General features: G+C 66.7%; 13 protein-coding genes and 1 pseudogene. 2 read left to right on the top strand and 12 right to left on the bottom strand.

Annotated features, from left to right (window positions below; genetic code table 11):
- Nucleotides 1-23 precede the first annotated feature (23 nt).
- The 8 genes and pseudogenes from LL962_RS07765 to LL962_RS07730 form a co-directional block, all read right to left on the bottom strand.
- Nucleotides 24-860: a ferritin-like domain-containing protein gene (locus tag LL962_RS07765; protein WP_228316486.1), complete on the bottom strand. Its 837-nt coding sequence runs from the start codon at nt 858-860 to the stop codon at nt 24-26.
- 60 nt (nt 861-920) lie between these two features.
- A complete protein-coding gene (purF, locus tag LL962_RS07760) occupies nt 921-2,387 on the bottom strand; it encodes an amidophosphoribosyltransferase (protein ID WP_104584582.1) in 1,467 nt (488 codons plus the stop codon).
- Nucleotides 2,388-2,417: 30 nt separating this feature from the next.
- Complete coding sequence (locus LL962_RS07755) at nt 2,418-3,164, bottom strand: CvpA family protein (RefSeq protein WP_104584585.1); 747 nt, start codon at nt 3,162-3,164, stop codon at nt 2,418-2,420.
- 222 nt (nt 3,165-3,386) lie between these two features.
- Nucleotides 3,387-4,472: an SPOR domain-containing protein gene (locus tag LL962_RS07750; RefSeq protein ID WP_228316485.1), complete on the bottom strand. Its 1,086-nt coding sequence runs from the start codon at nt 4,470-4,472 to the stop codon at nt 3,387-3,389.
- 68 nt (nt 4,473-4,540) lie between these two features.
- Nucleotides 4,541-5,809, bottom strand: a complete 1,269-nt coding sequence (gene folC, locus LL962_RS07745) for a bifunctional tetrahydrofolate synthase/dihydrofolate synthase (RefSeq protein ID WP_441004860.1) — start codon at nt 5,807-5,809, stop codon at nt 4,541-4,543.
- 398 nt (nt 5,810-6,207) lie between these two features.
- Nucleotides 6,208-6,852, bottom strand: a complete 645-nt coding sequence (locus LL962_RS07740; protein WP_104584593.1) for a histidine phosphatase family protein — start codon at nt 6,850-6,852, stop codon at nt 6,208-6,210.
- Between the two features lie 89 nt (nt 6,853-6,941).
- Nucleotides 6,942-7,196: pseudogene (locus tag LL962_RS07735) on the bottom strand (S46 family peptidase); the annotation flags it as partial.
- A 107-nt stretch (nt 7,197-7,303) separates the two neighbouring features.
- Complete coding sequence (locus LL962_RS07730; RefSeq protein WP_228316483.1) at nt 7,304-9,385, bottom strand: phosphocholine-specific phospholipase C; 2,082 nt, start codon at nt 9,383-9,385, stop codon at nt 7,304-7,306.
- A 188-nt stretch (nt 9,386-9,573) separates the two neighbouring features.
- On the opposite strand from LL962_RS07730, the gene LL962_RS07725 reads away from it, so the two are divergent.
- Nucleotides 9,574-11,883, top strand: coding sequence for a TonB-dependent receptor (locus tag LL962_RS07725; protein WP_228316482.1), 2,310 nt, complete (start codon nt 9,574-9,576; stop codon nt 11,881-11,883).
- Between the two features lie 472 nt (nt 11,884-12,355).
- The gene (tdh, locus tag LL962_RS07720) at nt 12,356-13,390 is read left to right on the top strand and encodes an L-threonine 3-dehydrogenase (protein ID WP_167394470.1); all 1,035 of its coding nucleotides are present in this window, start codon (nt 12,356-12,358) and stop codon (nt 13,388-13,390) included.
- 161 nt (nt 13,391-13,551) lie between these two features.
- Here tdh and LL962_RS07715 read toward each other — a convergent pair whose 3' ends face one another.
- The 4 genes from LL962_RS07715 to cysT form a co-directional block, all read right to left on the bottom strand.
- A complete protein-coding gene (locus tag LL962_RS07715) occupies nt 13,552-14,268 on the bottom strand; it encodes a TorF family putative porin (protein WP_104584600.1) in 717 nt (238 codons plus the stop codon).
- A gap of 354 nt (nt 14,269-14,622) precedes the next feature.
- Complete coding sequence (locus LL962_RS07710) at nt 14,623-15,654, bottom strand: sulfate/molybdate ABC transporter ATP-binding protein (RefSeq protein WP_104585545.1); 1,032 nt, start codon at nt 15,652-15,654, stop codon at nt 14,623-14,625.
- A gap of 7 nt (nt 15,655-15,661) precedes the next feature.
- Nucleotides 15,662-16,615, bottom strand: a complete 954-nt coding sequence (gene cysW, locus LL962_RS07705) for a sulfate ABC transporter permease subunit CysW (RefSeq protein ID WP_228316481.1) — start codon at nt 16,613-16,615, stop codon at nt 15,662-15,664.
- Entirely contained in the window at nt 16,612-17,472 is an 861-nt protein-coding gene (gene cysT / locus LL962_RS07700) for a sulfate ABC transporter permease subunit CysT (RefSeq protein ID WP_104584604.1), read from the bottom strand. The genes cysW and cysT overlap by 4 nt, the downstream gene beginning before the upstream one ends.

Genomic DNA, 17,472 nt, shown 5'->3' with positions numbered 1-17,472 from the left:
GGGCTGCGAGAGACTGCGCCAGCCTAGCCGGCCTGCTCCACCAGGCTCGCCAGTTCATCCTCGTCGAAGCCGGCGAGCAGCCTGGCCTCGATGTTGAACGGCCCGTGCAGATAGCCACCGGCGTACTCGCGCAGCAGTGTCTTGAAGCGCGCGCGCGGTTCGATGCCGGCCCGCTCGCAGTACCAGCGATACCAGCGCGAGCCGGCGGCCACGTGGGCGACCTCCTCGCGCAGGATGGTCTCCAACACCTCCGCAGTGGCGACATCGCCCAGCGAGCGCAGTTTGACGATCATCGCCGGCGTCACATCCAGCCCACGCGCCTCCAGCACCCGCGGCACCAGCGCCATGCGTGCCAGGCCGTCGTGCGCGGTCTTTTCGCACATCTCCCAGAGGCCGTTATGCGCGGCGAAGTCACCGTAGTCGCGGTCGTGCGCGTGCAGGCGCGCACGCAGCAACATGAAATGACGCGATTCGTCGTCGGCGACCGCCACCCAATCGGCGTAGAACGCGGCCGGCAGGCCGCGAAAGCGATACACCGCATCCCAGGCCAGATCGATGGCATTGAGCTCGATATGCGCGATGGCATGGATGAAGGCGGCGCGTCCTTCCGGCGTCCCCAATCCACGCCGCGGCAACTCGCGCGGATGCACCAGCACCGGCGTCGGCGGCCGGCCCGGCATGCGGATCGGCAACGGCGCCGGGGCGGCAGCATCGATGGTCAACCGTTGCTCGCGAAACGCTGCCGCATGGCGCTGGGTCAGCGCCACCTTCTGCAGCGGATCGGCGGCATCGAGGCAGGCCCGCGCCGCGGCGAACAGATCGGTCGTCATGGCGCCCGCGCCGGCATCGCTGCGCTCCATCCCGGCAGCGATCCTATCCGCCCGGCGAGCAGGATCGCCGGGGCCACGCATCTGCGCAGCTCAGGCGCGGCGACGCTTCTTGGCATCGTCCGAGCGCAACTGCTGGATGCGTTCGAAATAGCTCGGCTCGATACCGGTGATGTACTCGCCGTTGAAGCACGAGGAATCGAACTGCTTGATGTCCGGATTGCCTTCGCGCACCGCCACTTCCAGGTCTTCCAGATCCTGGTAGATCAGCCAGTCGCAGCCCAGGAATTCCTGGATCTCCTGCTCGCTGCGGCCATGTGCGATCAGCTCCTCGGCAGCCGGCATATCGATGCCGTAGATATTGGGAAAGCGCACCGGCGGCGCGGCCGAGGCCAGATACACCTTGCGCGCGCCGGCATCGCGCGCCATCTGCACGATCTGCCGACTGGTGGTACCGCGCACGATGGAATCGTCGACCAGCAACACCACGCGGTTGCGGAATTCCAGGTGGATCGGATTGAGCTTGCGACGCACCGATTTCTGCCGCTCGCCCTGCCCCGGCATGATGAAGGTGCGGCCCACGTAGCGGTTCTTGACGAAGCCCTCGCGGTACTTCACGCCGAGTACGTTGGACATTTCCAGCGCGACATCGCGCGAGGTATCGGGGATCGGAATGATGGTGTCGATGTCGTGGTCCGGGCGCAGGCGCAGGATCTTTTCGCCCAGCTTCAGGCCCATGCGCATGCGCGCCTTGTGCACCGAAATGTTATCGATCATCGAATCGGGACGCGCGAAATACACATACTCGAAAATGCACGGCGCATGATCGGTCGGCGCGGCGCACACTTCCGAGAACAGCTCGCCACGCGCGGTGATCACCAGCGCCTCGCCCGGGCGCACGTCGCGCACGCGCTGATATCCCAGGATGTCCAGCGCGGCCGATTCGGAGGACACGATGTACTCGATGCCTTCGGCATGTTCGCGCTTGCCCAGTACCAGCGGGCGAATGCCGTGCGGGTCGCGGAAGGCCACCAGGCCCAGGCCCAGCACCACGCTGACCACCGCGTAGCCGCCCTTGCAGCGGCGGTGCACGCCGGCCACCGCGCGGATCGCCGCCTCGGGGGTGAGCATGCGTTGCGCATCCAGTTCGTAGGCGAACACGTTCAACAGCACTTCGCTGTCCGAATCGGTATTGATGTTGCGGCGGTCGGCTTCGAACACCTGCTGGCGCAGCGCCTCGGTGTTGATCAGGTTGCCGTTGTGGGCCAGCGCGATCCCGTAGGGCGAGTTGACGTAGAACGGCTGCGCTTCGTCCATGCCTTCCGATCCGGCGGTCGGATAGCGGCAATGCGCGATGCCGACCCGGCCTTCCAGTACGGCCATCTTCTTTTCATCGAAGACATCGCGCACCAGGCCGTTGGCCTTCTGCACGCGCAACCGCGTGCCGTCGGCAGTGGCGATGCCTGCGGCGTCCTGCCCACGATGCTGCAGGACGGTCAGGCCGTCATAAAGCTGCCCGGCGACGTTCTGGTTGCCGACAATACCGACGATGCCACACATGGTGCGCGTTCTCCGCTTCGGCTTGCGCCGTTACTGTGAAGGTGGCCGTGCCTGGCCTTGGGACTCGACCCGAGCCGGATCGCTTTCTCCGCCGCGAACCTGCGCCGGATCGATGTTGGCCGGCATCGCCTGCGCCGGATCGCGTCCGTCGCTGGCGGGCTTGCCGGGTCTGCCGAGCGCACTCTTGATGCTGTCGCCCAGCCCGGACCCCGAAAGCGCCTTGCCCAGGCCCGTATTATCGCCTGCCGAGGGCAACTTCCCCAACTCCGTCGGCAGGTCGCCCAGTTCCATCGACGGCATTTCCATCGACGGCATCCGCCAGGCCGGCAGTTGCGCCCGCATCCATCCCGCGCCGGGCGCCAGTAGCGGCACCAGCGCCGATTGGCGCCAGGACGGCTCGCGCGGCAACGGGGTGAAGCCCATCAGCAGCACCAGCACGCAGGCCAGGAAGCCGCCACGCACCACGCCCAGACCGAACCCGAGCATCCGGTCGGTTCCTCCGAGCCTGACCGCATCCACGCCGGCACGGACCACCATGCCGATCACCGCGACGCTGACCAGCACGCCGACGAACACCATCGCGTAGCCGCCGAACGATTCAGTCGCAGACGGGTGCTTGCCATCGGCCAGCCAGCGCGCGGCCGCGCCGCCGAACTGGAAGGTGGCCCAGCCGGCCAGCAGCCACGACAAGGTGCCCACCACGATCGCGACAAAGCCGCGCAGCAGCCCCAGCAACGCCGAGACCAGGATGATGACGCCCAACACCATGTCGATCATCGGCGAAGTCTCCGCGCGGCGTAGGCGCCGCTTGTGCCACGTGACCAGTTCATCGTTGCCGTCCCCTCCATGGGTTCAAGGCCATCGGAATGCGGGATGGGGCCGGTGTCCGCCGGGCCCCGATCCCCTCGTTGCACCGGCAACCCGCATGCTGCACGGGCGCCATGCCGCTGCCGCGGCTGTTTCAGCCGGCTGGCGACGGCCTGTGGCATCGCTCCCATCTCAAGGATGCGGACGCACCATGCCGGAAATGCCGACCCTGGCCGCCACCTGCGCGCGCAGCTGCTCGGCGTCGCCCCGGTTGGCGACCGGGCCGACGCGCACACGATTGAGCGCGCCCTTGTCGGTACGGACCTGCTCGACAAGCGCACTGAAGCCGGCTGCGCGCACGCGGTCGCGCAGCGCATTGGCATCTTCGGCGCGGCCGAAAGCGCCCAGCTGTACTGCGAATCCGACCCCGCTGGCGGCCGGCGCGGCCGGCGCCGTGGGTACAGGAACCGATGGCTTGGCCGGTTCGGGCCTGGCAGGTTCCGGCGTTGTCGGAGTGGCCTTTGCGACCTCGGGCTTGGCTGGTGCTGGCTTGGGCGCCTCGGCCGGTTTGGGTGCGGCGGCGACCGGCTTGGCCGGCTCCGGCGGCAGGCTTTCGGTCTTGGTGGCCGCAGGCGTGGCAGCGGTAGCAGCGCTGCTGCTCGGCGTGGGTGTGGGTGTGGTCGACGGGGTCGGCGTTGCCACCGGCGGCGGAGCGGTGGCGCTTGCATCCAGGGTCACTACCTGGGCGTTGACGTCGCTGCGCACCTTCACCGCCTGCAGACGGGCCGATTCAGCCTGGGCCTGATCGGCATACGGGCCGACGCGCACGCGCCAGGCCGGGCGGCCGCTGATCTGGGTCTTTTCGCTGAAACCGGGCAACTGCGCCTGCTTGAGCCGGGCGATGACCGCATCGGCATCGGCGCTGGTGGCATAGGCGCCGAAGTTGACCGCGTAGTTGCCGGCCGCCACGTCCGGCGCAGATGGCGTGCTGGACGGCGTGGCCAGATCGGCAGCATCGGGGTTGTCCTGCACCGCCGCCGGGGCGCTGGGGGCGCCGGCCATGCCCAGTGCGCCACCGGCCGGAGCATCGCCCGGGGTCACCAACGGCAGCTCACGGGTTTCGAATTCGCCCTGGCCGGGCGCGGCAGGCGCCTCGAGCGGGACATCGGCCACGCCGCTGGACGGCGCAGGGCCCTTCACCAGCATCGGCAGGAAGATCACGGCAAGCGCCACCAGAACGATGGCGCCAATCAATCGCTGTTTCAGAGCAGTGTCCACAGAAGAGAGCTAAAGGCGGCGTGGCGGGGTGCCGCGGCGATTATAAGGCCGGCGCCCGCCTGCCGACCCTAACCGGCTGAACGAAGTGCGCTCAGCGCCTCGGCGACGGTGTGGAACGAGCCGAACACCAGCACCCGATCGCCGGCCTTGGCTGCGGCCAGCACCGCCTGCAACGCGCCCGCCACATCGGCGTGACACGGCGCGTGGGCGGCGGCAGTGCCGTGCAGTTGCCGCTGCAACGCCTGCGCCGACTGCCCGCGCGTGCCGTCCAGTCCCGTCAGCAGCCAGTGGTCGACCTGCGCTGCCAAGGCCCCCACCACGCCCGGTGCGTCCTTGTCGGCCAGCGCGGCGTAGAGGGCGTAGGTGCTGCCGGCGATCGGCTGCGCGGCCAGTGCCTGGCCCAGCGCGCGCGCGGCCTGCGGGTTGTGCGCCACATCCAGCAGCACCTGCACGCCCGCAACATCGATGCGCTGCAGACGCCCCGCCACGCTTGCCGCGGCGATGCCCTGGGCCCACGCCGCCGCCGGCACCGCCACCGGCAGTGCCTGCAAGGCGGCAATGGCGGCCGCAGCGTTGGCCAGCTGTACCGGCGCCTGCAACGCCGGCATCGGCAGCTCCAGGCTCACCGCCACATCGCGCCAGCGCCAGCGCTGCGCGTCGACGGGCTCGTGAAAATAATCGCTGCCGGCGCGGATCGCATTGGCGCCCAGCAGATAGGCGCGCCGCAGCACGCTGGACGGCGGGTCGATCTCGCCCAGCACCACCGGCTTCCAGCCGCGAATGATGCCGGCCTTCTCCGCCCCGATCGCCTCGCGGTCCTCGCCCAGCCAGTCGGTGTGATCGATATCCACGGTGGTGATCACCGCCACATCCGAATCGACGATATTGACCGCATCCAGCCGCCCGCCCAGGCCGACTTCCAGCACCGCCAACTCCAGCCCGGATCGCTGAAACAGCCACAACGCCGCCAGCGTGCCGAACTCGAAATAGGTCAGCGCGGTGTCGCCGCGCGCCGCCTCGACCGCTGCGAATGCAGCCACCAGCTGCGCATCGCCGGCCTCCTCACCATCGATGCGCACACGCTCGTTGTAGCGCAGCAGATGCGGCGAGGTATAGGCCCCCACCTTCCAGCCGGCGGCGCGCCCGATCGCTTCGATGAAGGCCACCGTCGAGCCCTTGCCATTGGTCCCGCCCGCGACGATGACGTGCTTGGCCGGCGCTTCCAGCTGCAGGCGCGCGGCGACCTCGCGCACGCGCTCCAGTCCCATGGCAATGCTGCTGGGGTGCTGCTGCTCGATGTAGGCGAGCCAGTCGGAGAGCGTGGTGGGCGTGGTCACTGATTTACCTGACGTCATGCGTTGCGGAACACATTATCCCCAATACAACGCAAGGTTGGTCAGGGAAGCCAAGTTTGGCACCGATGGAAGAGACGCGTCACCGGCCAGAAGCAGACTCAAACCGCAGAAAAGACGAAGATTGCGCGCAGCTTGATCCTACCCAGGCGTTGCATTGGCCCACATCAACAAGAAGAAAAAACAGTGCGGCTGCACCACATGCGACAACGAAGGTCAGATCGACCAGGGCATTGGTCGGCGGAAGAAACCTGAAATGGTGGACGATTAGAAAAAACGAGATGTCAGAAAGAGGCAAGCCAGCTGCAGCCTTTCTGTGTGCCACGACAAGTCCATGATGATCCGTCTCCGTCCCGGCCGGCTTGCACTAATGTTGCGGGAACCTATAGCGCCCGGTGCTTGGCCTCACCAAAGAACGGTGTGTGGTGCGCACAGTCGTTGAGGCGGACCACCTCCAGGTGATCGACGTCGCTGCCTTCGAGCAGGTTGAGCGTGGTCGGGGCCTGGCGGAAGCTCCACAGCCTGGACAGTGGCAAGCCCAGGATCTTGCACAGGATCACGCGGTTGACCGCGTCGTGCGCGACCACCAGCAAGGTGTCGTCGGCACCCAGGCCGTCGGCGGCACGCGCCAGGCCGCGCCAGCTGCGATCGAGCACCTGCCGCAGCGATTCGCCGCCGGGCATCAGTACGGTGTCCGGCTCATCGCGCCAGGCGCGCAGGCGTGCTGGATCCTTGTCGTGAATCTCGCTGGCCAGCAGGCCTTCCCACTCGCCGTGGGCGATTTCCTGCAGGTCGGCATCGGTTTGCAGCAGCGAGGCGCGCGCAGCGCCCAGTGCGGCCTTGGCAGTGGCCTGCGCACGCGCCAGGGGCGAGGCGACCGCACGCGCGATCTGCAGCGACTGCAAGCGCTCGCCCAGCGCGCGTGCCTGGCCTTCGCCAACCGGCGACAGCGGAATATCGATCTGGCCCTGATAACGGCCTTCGGCGTTCCACGGCGTCTCGCCGTGACGAGCAAGCAGGATGCGCATGCGCTGAGAGTTCCTTGGGGGAGGGGCCGGCTCGCGGCGGCGAAACCGGACCGCATCATAACCGCTCTCCGCCCCCGCCCCCCGCCGGCTCAGCGCACGCCCAGCTCCTTCAGCAACTGCGGCGCAGGCGCCACCTCGGTCATGATCCAGCGCAGGTAGCGGCTGTCCACGGCGATCATGCGGGTCATGGCCGGGTCGAAGATCCAGTCGCTGCTCACCGATTCCCAGTTGCCGTCGAATGCAAGGCCGACCAGCCTGCCGCGTGCGTCCATCACCGGCGAACCGGAATTGCCGCCGGTGATATCCAGGTCCGACAGGAAATTGACCGGTACCGAGCCCAGGCCTTGGGGCCGGCACCGACTTTGCTGGCGGGTTTCGTCGCGTTGCACCCGCCCTCGATCTGCCAACCGCTGCGCCACGTCATGTAACAGTACCTACGGATTGCAACGCCTCACGCGCGCCCGAGTGCCGGGTCGCTGCGACTGGGCCGGCCGGTCTCCAGATGCCCGGCCAGCCGGCGGCGGAACGCCCCGCCCGGCTGCTCGATCGCCAGGTCGTACCAGTGATCGCTGTCCGCCAGCGGCACGCGGATGCTGAGCCGCTGGGCGGCGGCAAGTTGCAACGGCCGCGGCCTCTTGTCGGCATAGTCCAGCGCACGCAGCTGCAGCGTACATGCCTGCTGCCCGGCATTGCCGATTTCCAGCACCAGCGTATCGCCGTCCTGTCGTGCCTGCACCCACGGTGCAGCGCCCTGCGTGCGCTCCGATGCCAGGTCTCCGGAAAATTCGCGCAGGAAGCCGTTCGGCCCGTGCACGCGCAATGCGTACGTACCGTCATGCACTGCGCCAGATGGCACATCGTCGAGCCGGGTGCCCGGCAGCACGGTGTAGTACCAAGGCCCGCCACTGGCAGCAGCGGTATAGACATTGAACGCAGCGGCCGCGGTGCCGCTGTTGACGAACTGCAGTTGCAGCGCGCCGCCGTCGTGCACGCGCGCATGCACCTGCAAGGCATACGGCAGCGCGCGCGCCGGCCGCTGCCCGGGCTCCTGCCGCGGCATGCTGGCCGTCGCCGGAGGCTGTGGTTGCGGCTTGCCGCGCAGCGCGGCGGTACGCGTGCGGTAGTCGGCGACGGACGGCAGCGCACTCAGCGCCGAATCGTCCGGTGCGCGGAAATCGAACACACTGGTCAGATCGCCGCTGACCGCACGCCGCCATGGACTGATGTTGGGCTCGGCCACGCCGAAGCGACGCTCCAGCAGCCGCAGCACCGAGGTGTGGTCGAAGACCTGCGAGTTGACCCAACCGCCGCGCGTCCACGGCGAAATCACCAGCATCGGCACACGGATACCCAGACCCACCGGCACGCCTTCATAGGCTTCGCCGCGCACGTCAACGTTGCTGCGCCCCATGCGCGCATCCAGCGCCGGCAACGGCGCCGGCACATGATCGAAGAACCCGTCGTTCTCGTCGTAATTGATGATCAATGCGGTCCTGGCCCAGACCTGCGGATTGGAGGTCAACGCATCGATCAGCCGCGATACCAGCGATTCGCCATATGCCGGCGGTGCTTCCGGATGCTCGCAGTAGGCAGTGGGTGGTATCACCCACGCCACTTGCGGCAGACGATCGGCCTGTACATCGGAGGCGATCGCGGCGATCAGATGATCGGCCTGGGTGATGGCCGCGTTGTCCGCCGTGGATCCGGGCACATAGGCACGTGCGCGCCGATAGCGCTCGTCGGCGGGATCGAGCCCGCGGTAGTGCGCAAAATATGCCAGCGAGTTGCAACCGAAGTTGTCGTATTCCTGGTACACGCGCCAGTCGATGCCTGCAGCCTGCAGCCGCTGCGCATAGGTCGTCCAGCCCATCGCCGCGTAGTCGGGCTTGTCGCGCCCCATGTCGGCGGTCCAGTTGCCGTCGTCGGCGTTGCTGACCGCCTGCGCACGCGCGTCGCCCACGCTCAGGCCGCTGGTGCCGGTGAACAGATACATGCGATTGGGATTGGTGGGCCCGTGCATCGAACAGAAATAGCCGTCGCAGATGGTGAAGGCGTCGGCGAGCGCGTGGTAGTACGGGATATCGGCGCGCTGGAAGTGTCCCATCGTCAGCTCGCCCTTGTACGGCACCCAGGCATCGTACTCGGCCCAGCGTACCGGATCCTGCCCGTGTGCGGCTTTCCAGGAGTGATCCAGGCTCTTGATCAGCGGCGCGCAGCTATGTTGCGCATCGAAGGCGAACGGCAGCAGGCGCCGCCCATGCGCGACCGGCTGGCTCCACACCGGGTGCCCGTCGCGCAGTTGCAGGGCACGCGTGTCTCCGAAGCCACGCACACCGCGCAGCGCACCGAAGTAGTGATCGAACGAGCGGTTCTCCTGCATCAGGATCACCACGTGTTCGATGTCGCGCAAGCTGCCGGTGCGTGTATCTGCCGGCAGCGCCAGCGCGTGGCCAATCGACGTCGGCAATGCACCGGCGGCAGTGAGCGCGGCAACGCGCTTGAGGAACTCGCGTCGTGAAGCAGCAGACGTCATACGAAAGCCTTGCCAAGGTCGATGTGCAGCGATGAACGCCTCGCGGCGCACCCACGTATAGCCGCTGCACGCGACAGTTTTGCGACAGCCGCCGTCATCAATGCTTCATGAGTCATTGACACCCTGCGTCGCGAAACGCCGGCATTGCGCCGTGCTTTTGCCCTCTGCCGCGCCGAACAGGATCCCCCATGACTTTCGCTCGCCGTTTCGATCTCACCGCATTGGCGCTCGCCCTGGCAGCGCTGCTCCCCAGCCTGGCGCAGGCCGCCGAAGCTGCCGCTGCACCCGCGCTGCCAGCCGATACGGCAGGCAAGGCCACCGACCTGGACGCGATCAATGTGGTGTCCCAAGGCAGCACGCGCCAGGTACAGCGCATCAGCCGGCAGGACATCGAACAACTGACTCCGGGCAGCAGCGCGTTCAAGGCCGTGGAAAAACTGCCGGGCGTGCAATTCCAGTCGGCCGATCCGTTCGGCACTTACGAGTGGTCCACGCAGGTGACCCTGCATGGCTTCGATCAAAGCCGCCTGGGCTATACGCTCGACGGCATTCCGCTCGGCAACATGAGTTACGGCGTCACCAATGGCCTGCACATCTCGCGCGCCATCATTTCCGAAAATCTCGGCTCGGTGGAAATCGCCCAAGGCGCCGGCGCGCTGGGGACCGCGTCCAACACCAATCTCGGCGGCACCCTGCAGTTCTACTCCGCCGATCCGCAGACCACACCGGGCGGGCGACTGGTGCAGACGGTGGGCAGCGATGCGACGCGCCGCACCTTCGTGCGCGCCGATACCGGCGATCGCGACGGATTGTCGGCGTACCTGGCTTACGCCAATGCCAGCACCGACAAATGGAAGGGCTACGGAGACCAGGCATCGGAGCAGGCCAATCTCAAGACCGTGTACCAATGGGGCGACGGCAACCGACTGAGCCTGTTTGTGGACACCTCGCGGCGCAAGGAATACGACTACATGGATCTGTCGTTGACCAGCCAGCGCACGCTCGGCTGGGATTACGATTACCTGCAGCCGGACTGGGCCACCGCCGTGCAGATGGCACGCGCCTACCAAGCCACTGGCGCCACCAGTGGCGTGGCCAACGGCTATCCAACCTCGCTGGCCGGCCTGCCCGGCGACTACAGCTGGCTCGATGCCAGTTATTACGCCGGTGGCGGCTTGCGCCGCGACAATCTGGCGGGCCTGTCCGGCACCTTCGTGTTCGGCGGCGCCACCCTGGATGCAGGCGGCTACTACCACGGCAATCGTGGCGAGGGGCAATGGGTGACACCGTACGTCGCCACCTCTGCGCAGGTTCCGCTGTCGATGCGCACCACCGACTACGGGCTGGACCGCTTTGGCGGCACCACCGCCCTCAAGTGGTCATGGGGCAACCACGACCTGGAGGCGGGTCTGTGGGCAGAGAATGCGCGTACATCGCAGGGCCGCAACTACTTCGCGCTGGGCAACCAGGGCTATACCTCGCTTTACAACGTCTACGACGCGCAGACCCCGTTCCGCCGCGACTTCCTGCAGCGCTACACCACACAGACCCGCATGGTCTATCTGCAGGACACCGTGCGCCTGCTCGACGACCGGCTGACGTTCAATTACGGCGCAAAGGTGCTCAGCACCACCACGCGCGCGCAGTCGCTGGTGCCGACCACCGCGCTGGCGCAAGGCCGCATCCGTGCCGAAGACAGCTTTCTGCCGCAGCTCGGCATCAGCTACAAGCTCGACGACCGTCAGGACATCTACGCGTCCTACAGCAAGAACATCGCCGCCTTCGGTTTCACGCCGTTCGCGACCTCGCAGGCCGCGTTCGACCGCAGCCGTGCCACGCTGGAGCCGGAACAATCGCAGACCGTGCAGGCAGGCTATCGCGTGCAGGAGGCGCGTTTCGAGCTTTCGGCAGACGCTTACTTCACCAAATTCTCCAATCGCCTGCTGACCACTTCTCCGTGCACCGCAGTGCAGACCTGCGCGGCGATCCTGAGCAATGTCGGCACGGTGCACAGCGCCGGCGCGGACCTGGCGCTGATGTGGCGCCCGGTCGAAGGCTTGCGCTGGTTGAACTCGCTGTCGTGGAATCGCTCGAGCTATCAGGACGATTACCTCAACAACGGCGTGGTCGCCACCTCGGGCAAGGACGTGGTCGGCATCCCCGCGCTGATGTTCTCCTCAAGTGCCAGCTACCAACTCGGCAACTTGCGTGTGGACCTGGATGGCAAGTACGTCGACAAGCGCTACCTCACCTTCCTCAACGATTCGCAGGTGCCGTCGTACTGGCTGTTCAATGCCGGCGCACGCTACGACTTCGGTCGCCTCGGCGGCGTAGCGGACGTGGCCCTGGCGCTCAACGCGACCAACCTCACCGACAAACGGTACTTCGCCAGCACCGGCACCAATGGCTATGTCGCCTCCGATCCCAATGGCTACAACCAGACCATGGTGGTCGGCGCACCACGCCAGTACTTCATCAGCCTGGACGTGGCGTTTTGAGAGTCTGCAGACGCTCCCCTCATCCGGCGCTGCGCGCCACCTTCTCCCGCGCGCGGGAGAAGGATGAAGCCCGCGGCGCCTCCCATGTCACGCCGCGCTCCCTTCCCCCGCATGCGGGGGAAGGTGCCCGAAGGGCGGATGGGGGTACTGCGCAACCTCGTCGACCGCCCGACGCACGCTCCCTTCCCTCGCATGCGGGGAAAGGTGCCCGAAGGGCGGATGGGGGCGCTGCACAACCTCGCCGACCCACCCGACCCAAGCTCCCTTCCCCCGCGTGCGGGGGAAGGTGCCCGAAGGGCGGATGGGGGCGCGCGTAACCTCGCCAACCCACCCGACCCACGCTCGATCTCCCGCCCGGCTCCCGCCTCCCGGCAGACGCAGACCGACGTCGGCTCCATCCTGCACTGCCGCATGGCGGATGCGGCATCGGGCATATAATTGCCGACTTTATTTTACTAGCAGGCCTCGCCACATGGCGCAGACGATGAAGGCGCTGGTCAAGCGCGACGCGGGAAAGGGTATCTGGATGGAACAGGTGCCGGTCCCCACCCCTGGCCCCAACGAGGTGCTGATCAAGCTGGAAAAGACTGCCATCTGCGGCACGGATCTGCACATCTACCTGTGGGACGAGTGGAGCCAGCGCACCATCAAGCCCGGCCTGACCATCGGCCATGAATTCGTCGGCCGTGTGGCCGAGCTCGGCTCGGCGGTGACCGGCTATCAGGTCGGCCAGCGCGTTTCGGCCGAAGGCCATATCGTCTGCGGGCACTGCCGCAACTGCCGCGGCGGCCGCCCGCACCTGTGCCCCAACACGGTGGGCATTGGCGTCAACGTCAACGGCGCCTTCGCCGAATACATGGTGATGCCGGCATCGAACCTGTGGCCGATCCCCGACCAGATCCCCTCCGAACTGGCGGCGTTCTTCGACCCCTACGGCAACGCCGCGCATTGCGCGCTGGAGTTCGACGTCATCGGCGAAGACGTGCTGATCACCGGTGCCGGTCCGATCGGCATCATTGCCGCCGGCATCTGCAAGCATATCGGCGCGCGCAACGTGGTGGTCACCGACGTCAACGACTTTCGCCTCAAGCTGGCTGCCGACATGGGTGCCACCCGCGTGGTCAATGTGTCCAACACCTCGTTGAAGGACGTGATGAAGGACCTGCACATGGAGGGCTTCGATGTCGGCCTGGAAATGAGCGGCAATCCGCGTGCGTTCAACGACATGCTGGACTGCATGTACCACGGCGGCAAGATCGCCATGCTCGGCATCATGCCGCGCGGCGCCGGCTGCGATTGGGACAAGATCATCTTCAAGGGACTCACCGTGCAGGGCATCTACGGCCGCAAGATGTATGAGACCTGGTACAAGATGACCCAGCTGGTGCTCTCTGGCTTTCCGCTACAGAAGGTGTTGACCCATCAGTTGCCGATCGACGATTTCCAGAAGGGTTTCGACCTGATGGAAGAAGGCAAGGCCGGCAAGGTGGTGCTGAGCTGGAACTGATCGGCCACCGCAGCTGACACGCGAAGGCGCCCAAGGGCGCCTTCTGCTTCTGCGCTTGTCCACGTTGAGCGCTCCGGCCTCGATGGTCTCCGGCTGCACGCGCCGATTCCGACCTGCCTCCATCGAGGCCGACGCCCGCAGTGGACGTCGGTGAAATCATCTCACGGCCAGGCAACCGTCGCGGTCGCCACCAGATGGTTCTGCGAGTTCTGCACACCGAAACCGAATTCGGCCGCCTCGCTGGTGTCGTAATAGCCCACGCTCAGCCCCAGCGGCCCGAAAGTCCTGCCGATGTTCACGCCGAAGTCGTTGTAGTCATGATCCACCTTGCGCAAGGCCGAGGTGTAGATGCTGTGCCCTGCATGCGCGCCAAGGGTGAAGTTGTACGGCAATGCCCAGTTGGCATCCAGCGCGTAGTAATACCCATCGGTCCGCGAGCCATACAGGTCGTTGGTATAGGCAAGCGTCAGGCTATAGGTCTTGAGGAACGTGGTCTTGGTGATCAGCTCGGCGTAGTCGGAGTCGCGCGCGCCCAGGTATTGATAGCGGTTCACCATCACGTCGACGTTCCAACGGCTGCCGAGGTCGGTGTTGTAGCCGACAAAGCCGTCCACTTCCCAGTTCGGATCGCTGGTCGTGTAATTCACATTGGATCCCCAGGTGCCGATGTACAGGCCATGCGGCAGCTTGTAGGTCACCCCGGCCTGGAATGCGGGGCCCTCGTTGGTCTGGGAGATACCGCGGAACAGGTAATCGCTGGTCACCGCAAACGTACCGCTGAGCGGCGATGCTGGCGCCTCTTCTTCCTGAGCCAGCGCCAGCGGCGCAGTGCCGGACAACAACAACGACAGACAGCAGGCGAGCGGGAACGGCTTCATGGGCATCTCCTGGAGCGAGGGCGGTCGGACGGAGTGAAGCGAGGTCAGCACTCCCTTCTTAGTGCAACTTTCATTGCACTGCAACATTCAAGTCGCGTTCGCTTGAACCAGCGCACATCACTTGCCAGCCTGGCTGCCGGACGACTCTCCAGCGTCATCGACCCGGCCCCCGGAATCTTGACAGGCGGCCCTGCTCGGGAAGCACGATAACGGGCGTGCGACACCGTCTGCGGCTCCCGGCCCAGCTCGATGGAATTACTGTGCAGATCCGATTTCGTTGTCCGCGTGATCGGTCCGATCACCGCCCACTCCGACCACTGCGACCTCGACGCGCCGGCCCGCCCCGGGAGTGGCTCAGGCCGGAAACACGCCGTAATGCCGCGCCGCCAGGCGCAGCTGCTGACCAGGCTGGAAGCTGCCCGCCGAGGCGGGCAGCTCGACTTCCACCTCATCGCCTGCCGGTTGCAGCGTCGCGCGCAGCCGCAGTCGCGGCCCGCTGCGCTGCGACCAGGCCACCGTGGCAGGCCAGCCCGCTTCGTCGGGCACCAGATCCTCCGGGCGTACGTAGACCTCGACCGGCCCGGCGGCCAGCGTCGCGTTGGCTGCCGGCAATGCATGACCGGCGACCTGGATCCGCCCTTGCGCCAGCACGCCGGGAATGCGGTTCACCGCGCCCACGAAGGAATACACGAACGGCGAGGCCGGCGTGTCGTAGATCGCCGCGGGCGTGTCGAGTTGTTCGATACGCCCGCGGTTGAGGATGGCGACACGATCGGCCAGCTCCAGCGCCTCTTCCTGGTCGTGGGTCACGAACACCGTGGTCAGACCGGTACGTTCGTGCAGCTCGCGTAGCCAGCGGCGCAGGTCGCGGCGCACCTGTGCGTCCAGTGCACCGAACGGCTCGTCCAGCAACAGCACGCGCGGCTCGATCGCCAGCGCGCGCGCCAGCGCCACGCGCTGCCGCTGCCCGCCCGACAACTGGGTCGGATAGCGCCGCTCCAGCCCCTGCAACTGCACCAGCGCCAGCAATTCCTCCACGCGTGCGCGGATACGCGCCGGCGCCCAGCGTTCGCTCCCGCGTCGCACCCGCAGCCCGAAGGCGACGTTGTCGAACACGTCCATGTGCTTGAACAACGCATAGTGCTGGAACACGAAGCCGACCCGGCGCGACTGCACGCTCATGCGGGTGGCGTCTTCGTCGCCGAACAGCACCCGCCCGCCATCGGCATGCTCCAGTCCGGCCATGATCCGCAGCAAGGTGGTCTTGCCCGAACCGGACGGCCCCAGCAGCGCCAGCAGCTCGCCCTGGCGCACCTCCAGATTGATGTCGTCCAGCGCGGTGAAACTCTCGAACTGTTTGCGCAGGCGTTGGATGCGGATGCCCATGGTCACCTCAGTGGCGGTGGTTGGCGGCCAGCGCATCGCCGTGCCGCCATTCCAGGTACGTCTTCAGCGCCAGCGTGAGCAGCGCGGTCAATGCCAGCAGCGAAGCGCAGGCGAACGCAGCGCTGTAGGCGTATTCGTTGTAGAGGATCTCCACATGCAGTGGCAGCGTATTGGTGCGCCCGCGGATATGCCCGGACACCACCGAGACCGCACCGAACTCGCCCATCGCACGCGCCGCGCACAGCAGCACGCCATACAACAGGCCCCAGCGGATATTGGGCAGCGTCACCCGCCAGAACATCTGCCAGCCATTGGCGCCCAGGCTCAGTGCGGCCAGTTCCTCGTCGCTGCCCTGCTGCTCCATCAGCGGCATCAGCTCGCGCGCGATGAACGGAAAGGTGACGAAGGTGGTCGCCAGCACGATGCCCGGCAGTGCGAACACGATCCGCGGCAACTGGATCAAGGTCTCGCCCAGCAGTGGCAAGTGCACCCGCCAGCCATCCTCGATCAGCGGCCAGGCCCAGCCATTGCGGCCGAAGATCAGCACGAAGATCAGGCCCGCCACCACCGGCGATACCGAGAACGGCAGATCGATCAGGCTGACCAGCAGGCGCTTGCCGCGGAACTGGTGCTTGCTGACTGCCCACGCAGCGGCCACGCCGAACACCAGATTCAACGGCAGCACGATCGCCGTCACCAGCAGCGTCAGCTTGATGGCCGACAGTGCATCCGGATCGGTGACCGCGTGCAGGAAGGTCTCCCAGCCGCCGCGCAGCGCCTCGGCGAACACCAGGACCAGCGGCAACAGCAGGAAGGCCAACAAAAAGGCCAGCGCGCCCAGGATCAACAGCCACTGCACCCAGCGCGGCTCGTTGGTGGCCGAATCGGTGATGCGGCGCGCCTGTTCGGTCATCGCGCGGGTCTGCAGCATGGAGGGCAGCGAGGAAACGGCATCGGTCATGCCGGCCTCCGTTGATAGCGCAACAGACGTGCCTGCAACGTGTTGACCACCAGCAAGATCACCAGCGACAGCAACAGCATCGCCGCGGCGATCGCGGTCGCCCCGGCATAGTCGAACTCTTCCAGCCGGATGGTGATCAGCAGCGGCGCGATCTCGGTGGCGTTGGGCAGGTTGCCGGCGATGAAGATCACCGACCCGTACTCCCCCACCCCGCGTGCGAACGCCAGCGCAAACCCGGTCAGCACCGCCGGCCACAGCCCCGGCAACACGACCCGCCGCACCGTCTGCCAGCGCGAGGCGCCCAGCGTGGCCGCGGCGGCCTCCATTTCGCGATCGCTCTCGGCCAGCACCGGCTGCACCACCCGCACCACGAACGGCAAACCCACGAACACCAGCGCGATCACGATGCCGAGCTGGGTGTAGGCGACCTTGATGCCGGCCGCCTCCAGCCACCGCCCGATCCAGCCGTTGCCGCCGTACAGGGCCGTCAGCGCGATGCCGGCCACCGCGGTAGGCAAGGCGAACGGCAGGTCGATCACCGCATCGAACAGGCGTTTGCCCGGGAAGCTGTAGCGCACGAACACCCAGGCCACCCATGTGCCCATCACCGCATTGAAGGCGCCGGCCGCCAGCGCGGTGCCGAAGCTGACCCGTAGTGCCGAGAGCACACGCGGCTCGCTCCACACGCGCCACAACCCGTCCCAGCCCAGCCCGCTGGTCTTGATGAAGATGCCCAGCAATGGAATCAGCACGATCAATCCGAGCCAGGCCAGGGTGATGCCCAGGCTCAGGCCCAGTCCCGGCATCACGCGACGGCGCGATGCCGGCACCGGGCGGGGCGCAACCGGAATCTGCAT

This window comes from Xanthomonas sp. NCPPB 1067, assembly GCF_020783795.1.
In the GTDB taxonomy this organism is placed as follows: Bacteria; Pseudomonadota; Gammaproteobacteria; order Xanthomonadales; family Xanthomonadaceae; genus Xanthomonas; species Xanthomonas melonis.
This window is presented reverse-complemented; position numbering and strand designations above follow the sequence as displayed.

What these genes read in the sequence shown, in the direction of transcription:
- tdh (WP_167394470.1), top strand. Translation starts at nt 12,356, where the DNA reads ATGGCGCAGACGATGAAGGCGCTGGTCAAGCGCGACGCGGGAAAGGGT.
- purF (WP_104584582.1), bottom strand. Translation starts at nt 2,387, where the DNA reads ATGTGTGGCATCGTCGGTATTGTCGGCAACCAGAACGTCGCCGGGCAG.
- cysW (WP_228316481.1), bottom strand. Translation starts at nt 16,615, where the DNA reads ATGACCGATGCCGTTTCCTCGCTGCCCTCCATGCTGCAGACCCGCGCG.
- cysT (WP_104584604.1), bottom strand. Translation starts at nt 17,472, where the DNA reads ATGCAGATTCCGGTTGCGCCCCGCCCGGTGCCGGCATCGCGCCGTCGC.
- LL962_RS07710 (WP_104585545.1), bottom strand. Translation starts at nt 15,654, where the DNA reads ATGGGCATCCGCATCCAACGCCTGCGCAAACAGTTCGAGAGTTTCACC.
- LL962_RS07755 (WP_104584585.1), bottom strand. Translation starts at nt 3,164, where the DNA reads ATGATCGACATGGTGTTGGGCGTCATCATCCTGGTCTCGGCGTTGCTG.
- LL962_RS07730 (WP_228316483.1), bottom strand. Translation starts at nt 9,385, where the DNA reads ATGACGTCTGCTGCTTCACGACGCGAGTTCCTCAAGCGCGTTGCCGCG.
- LL962_RS07725 (WP_228316482.1), top strand. Translation starts at nt 9,574, where the DNA reads ATGACTTTCGCTCGCCGTTTCGATCTCACCGCATTGGCGCTCGCCCTG.
- LL962_RS07715 (WP_104584600.1), bottom strand. Translation starts at nt 14,268, where the DNA reads ATGAAGCCGTTCCCGCTCGCCTGCTGTCTGTCGTTGTTGTTGTCCGGC.
- LL962_RS07740 (WP_104584593.1), bottom strand. Translation starts at nt 6,852, where the DNA reads ATGCGCATCCTGCTTGCTCGTCACGGCGAGACGCCGTGGAACGCCGAA.
- LL962_RS07765 (WP_228316486.1), bottom strand. Translation starts at nt 860, where the DNA reads ATGGAGCGCAGCGATGCCGGCGCGGGCGCCATGACGACCGATCTGTTC.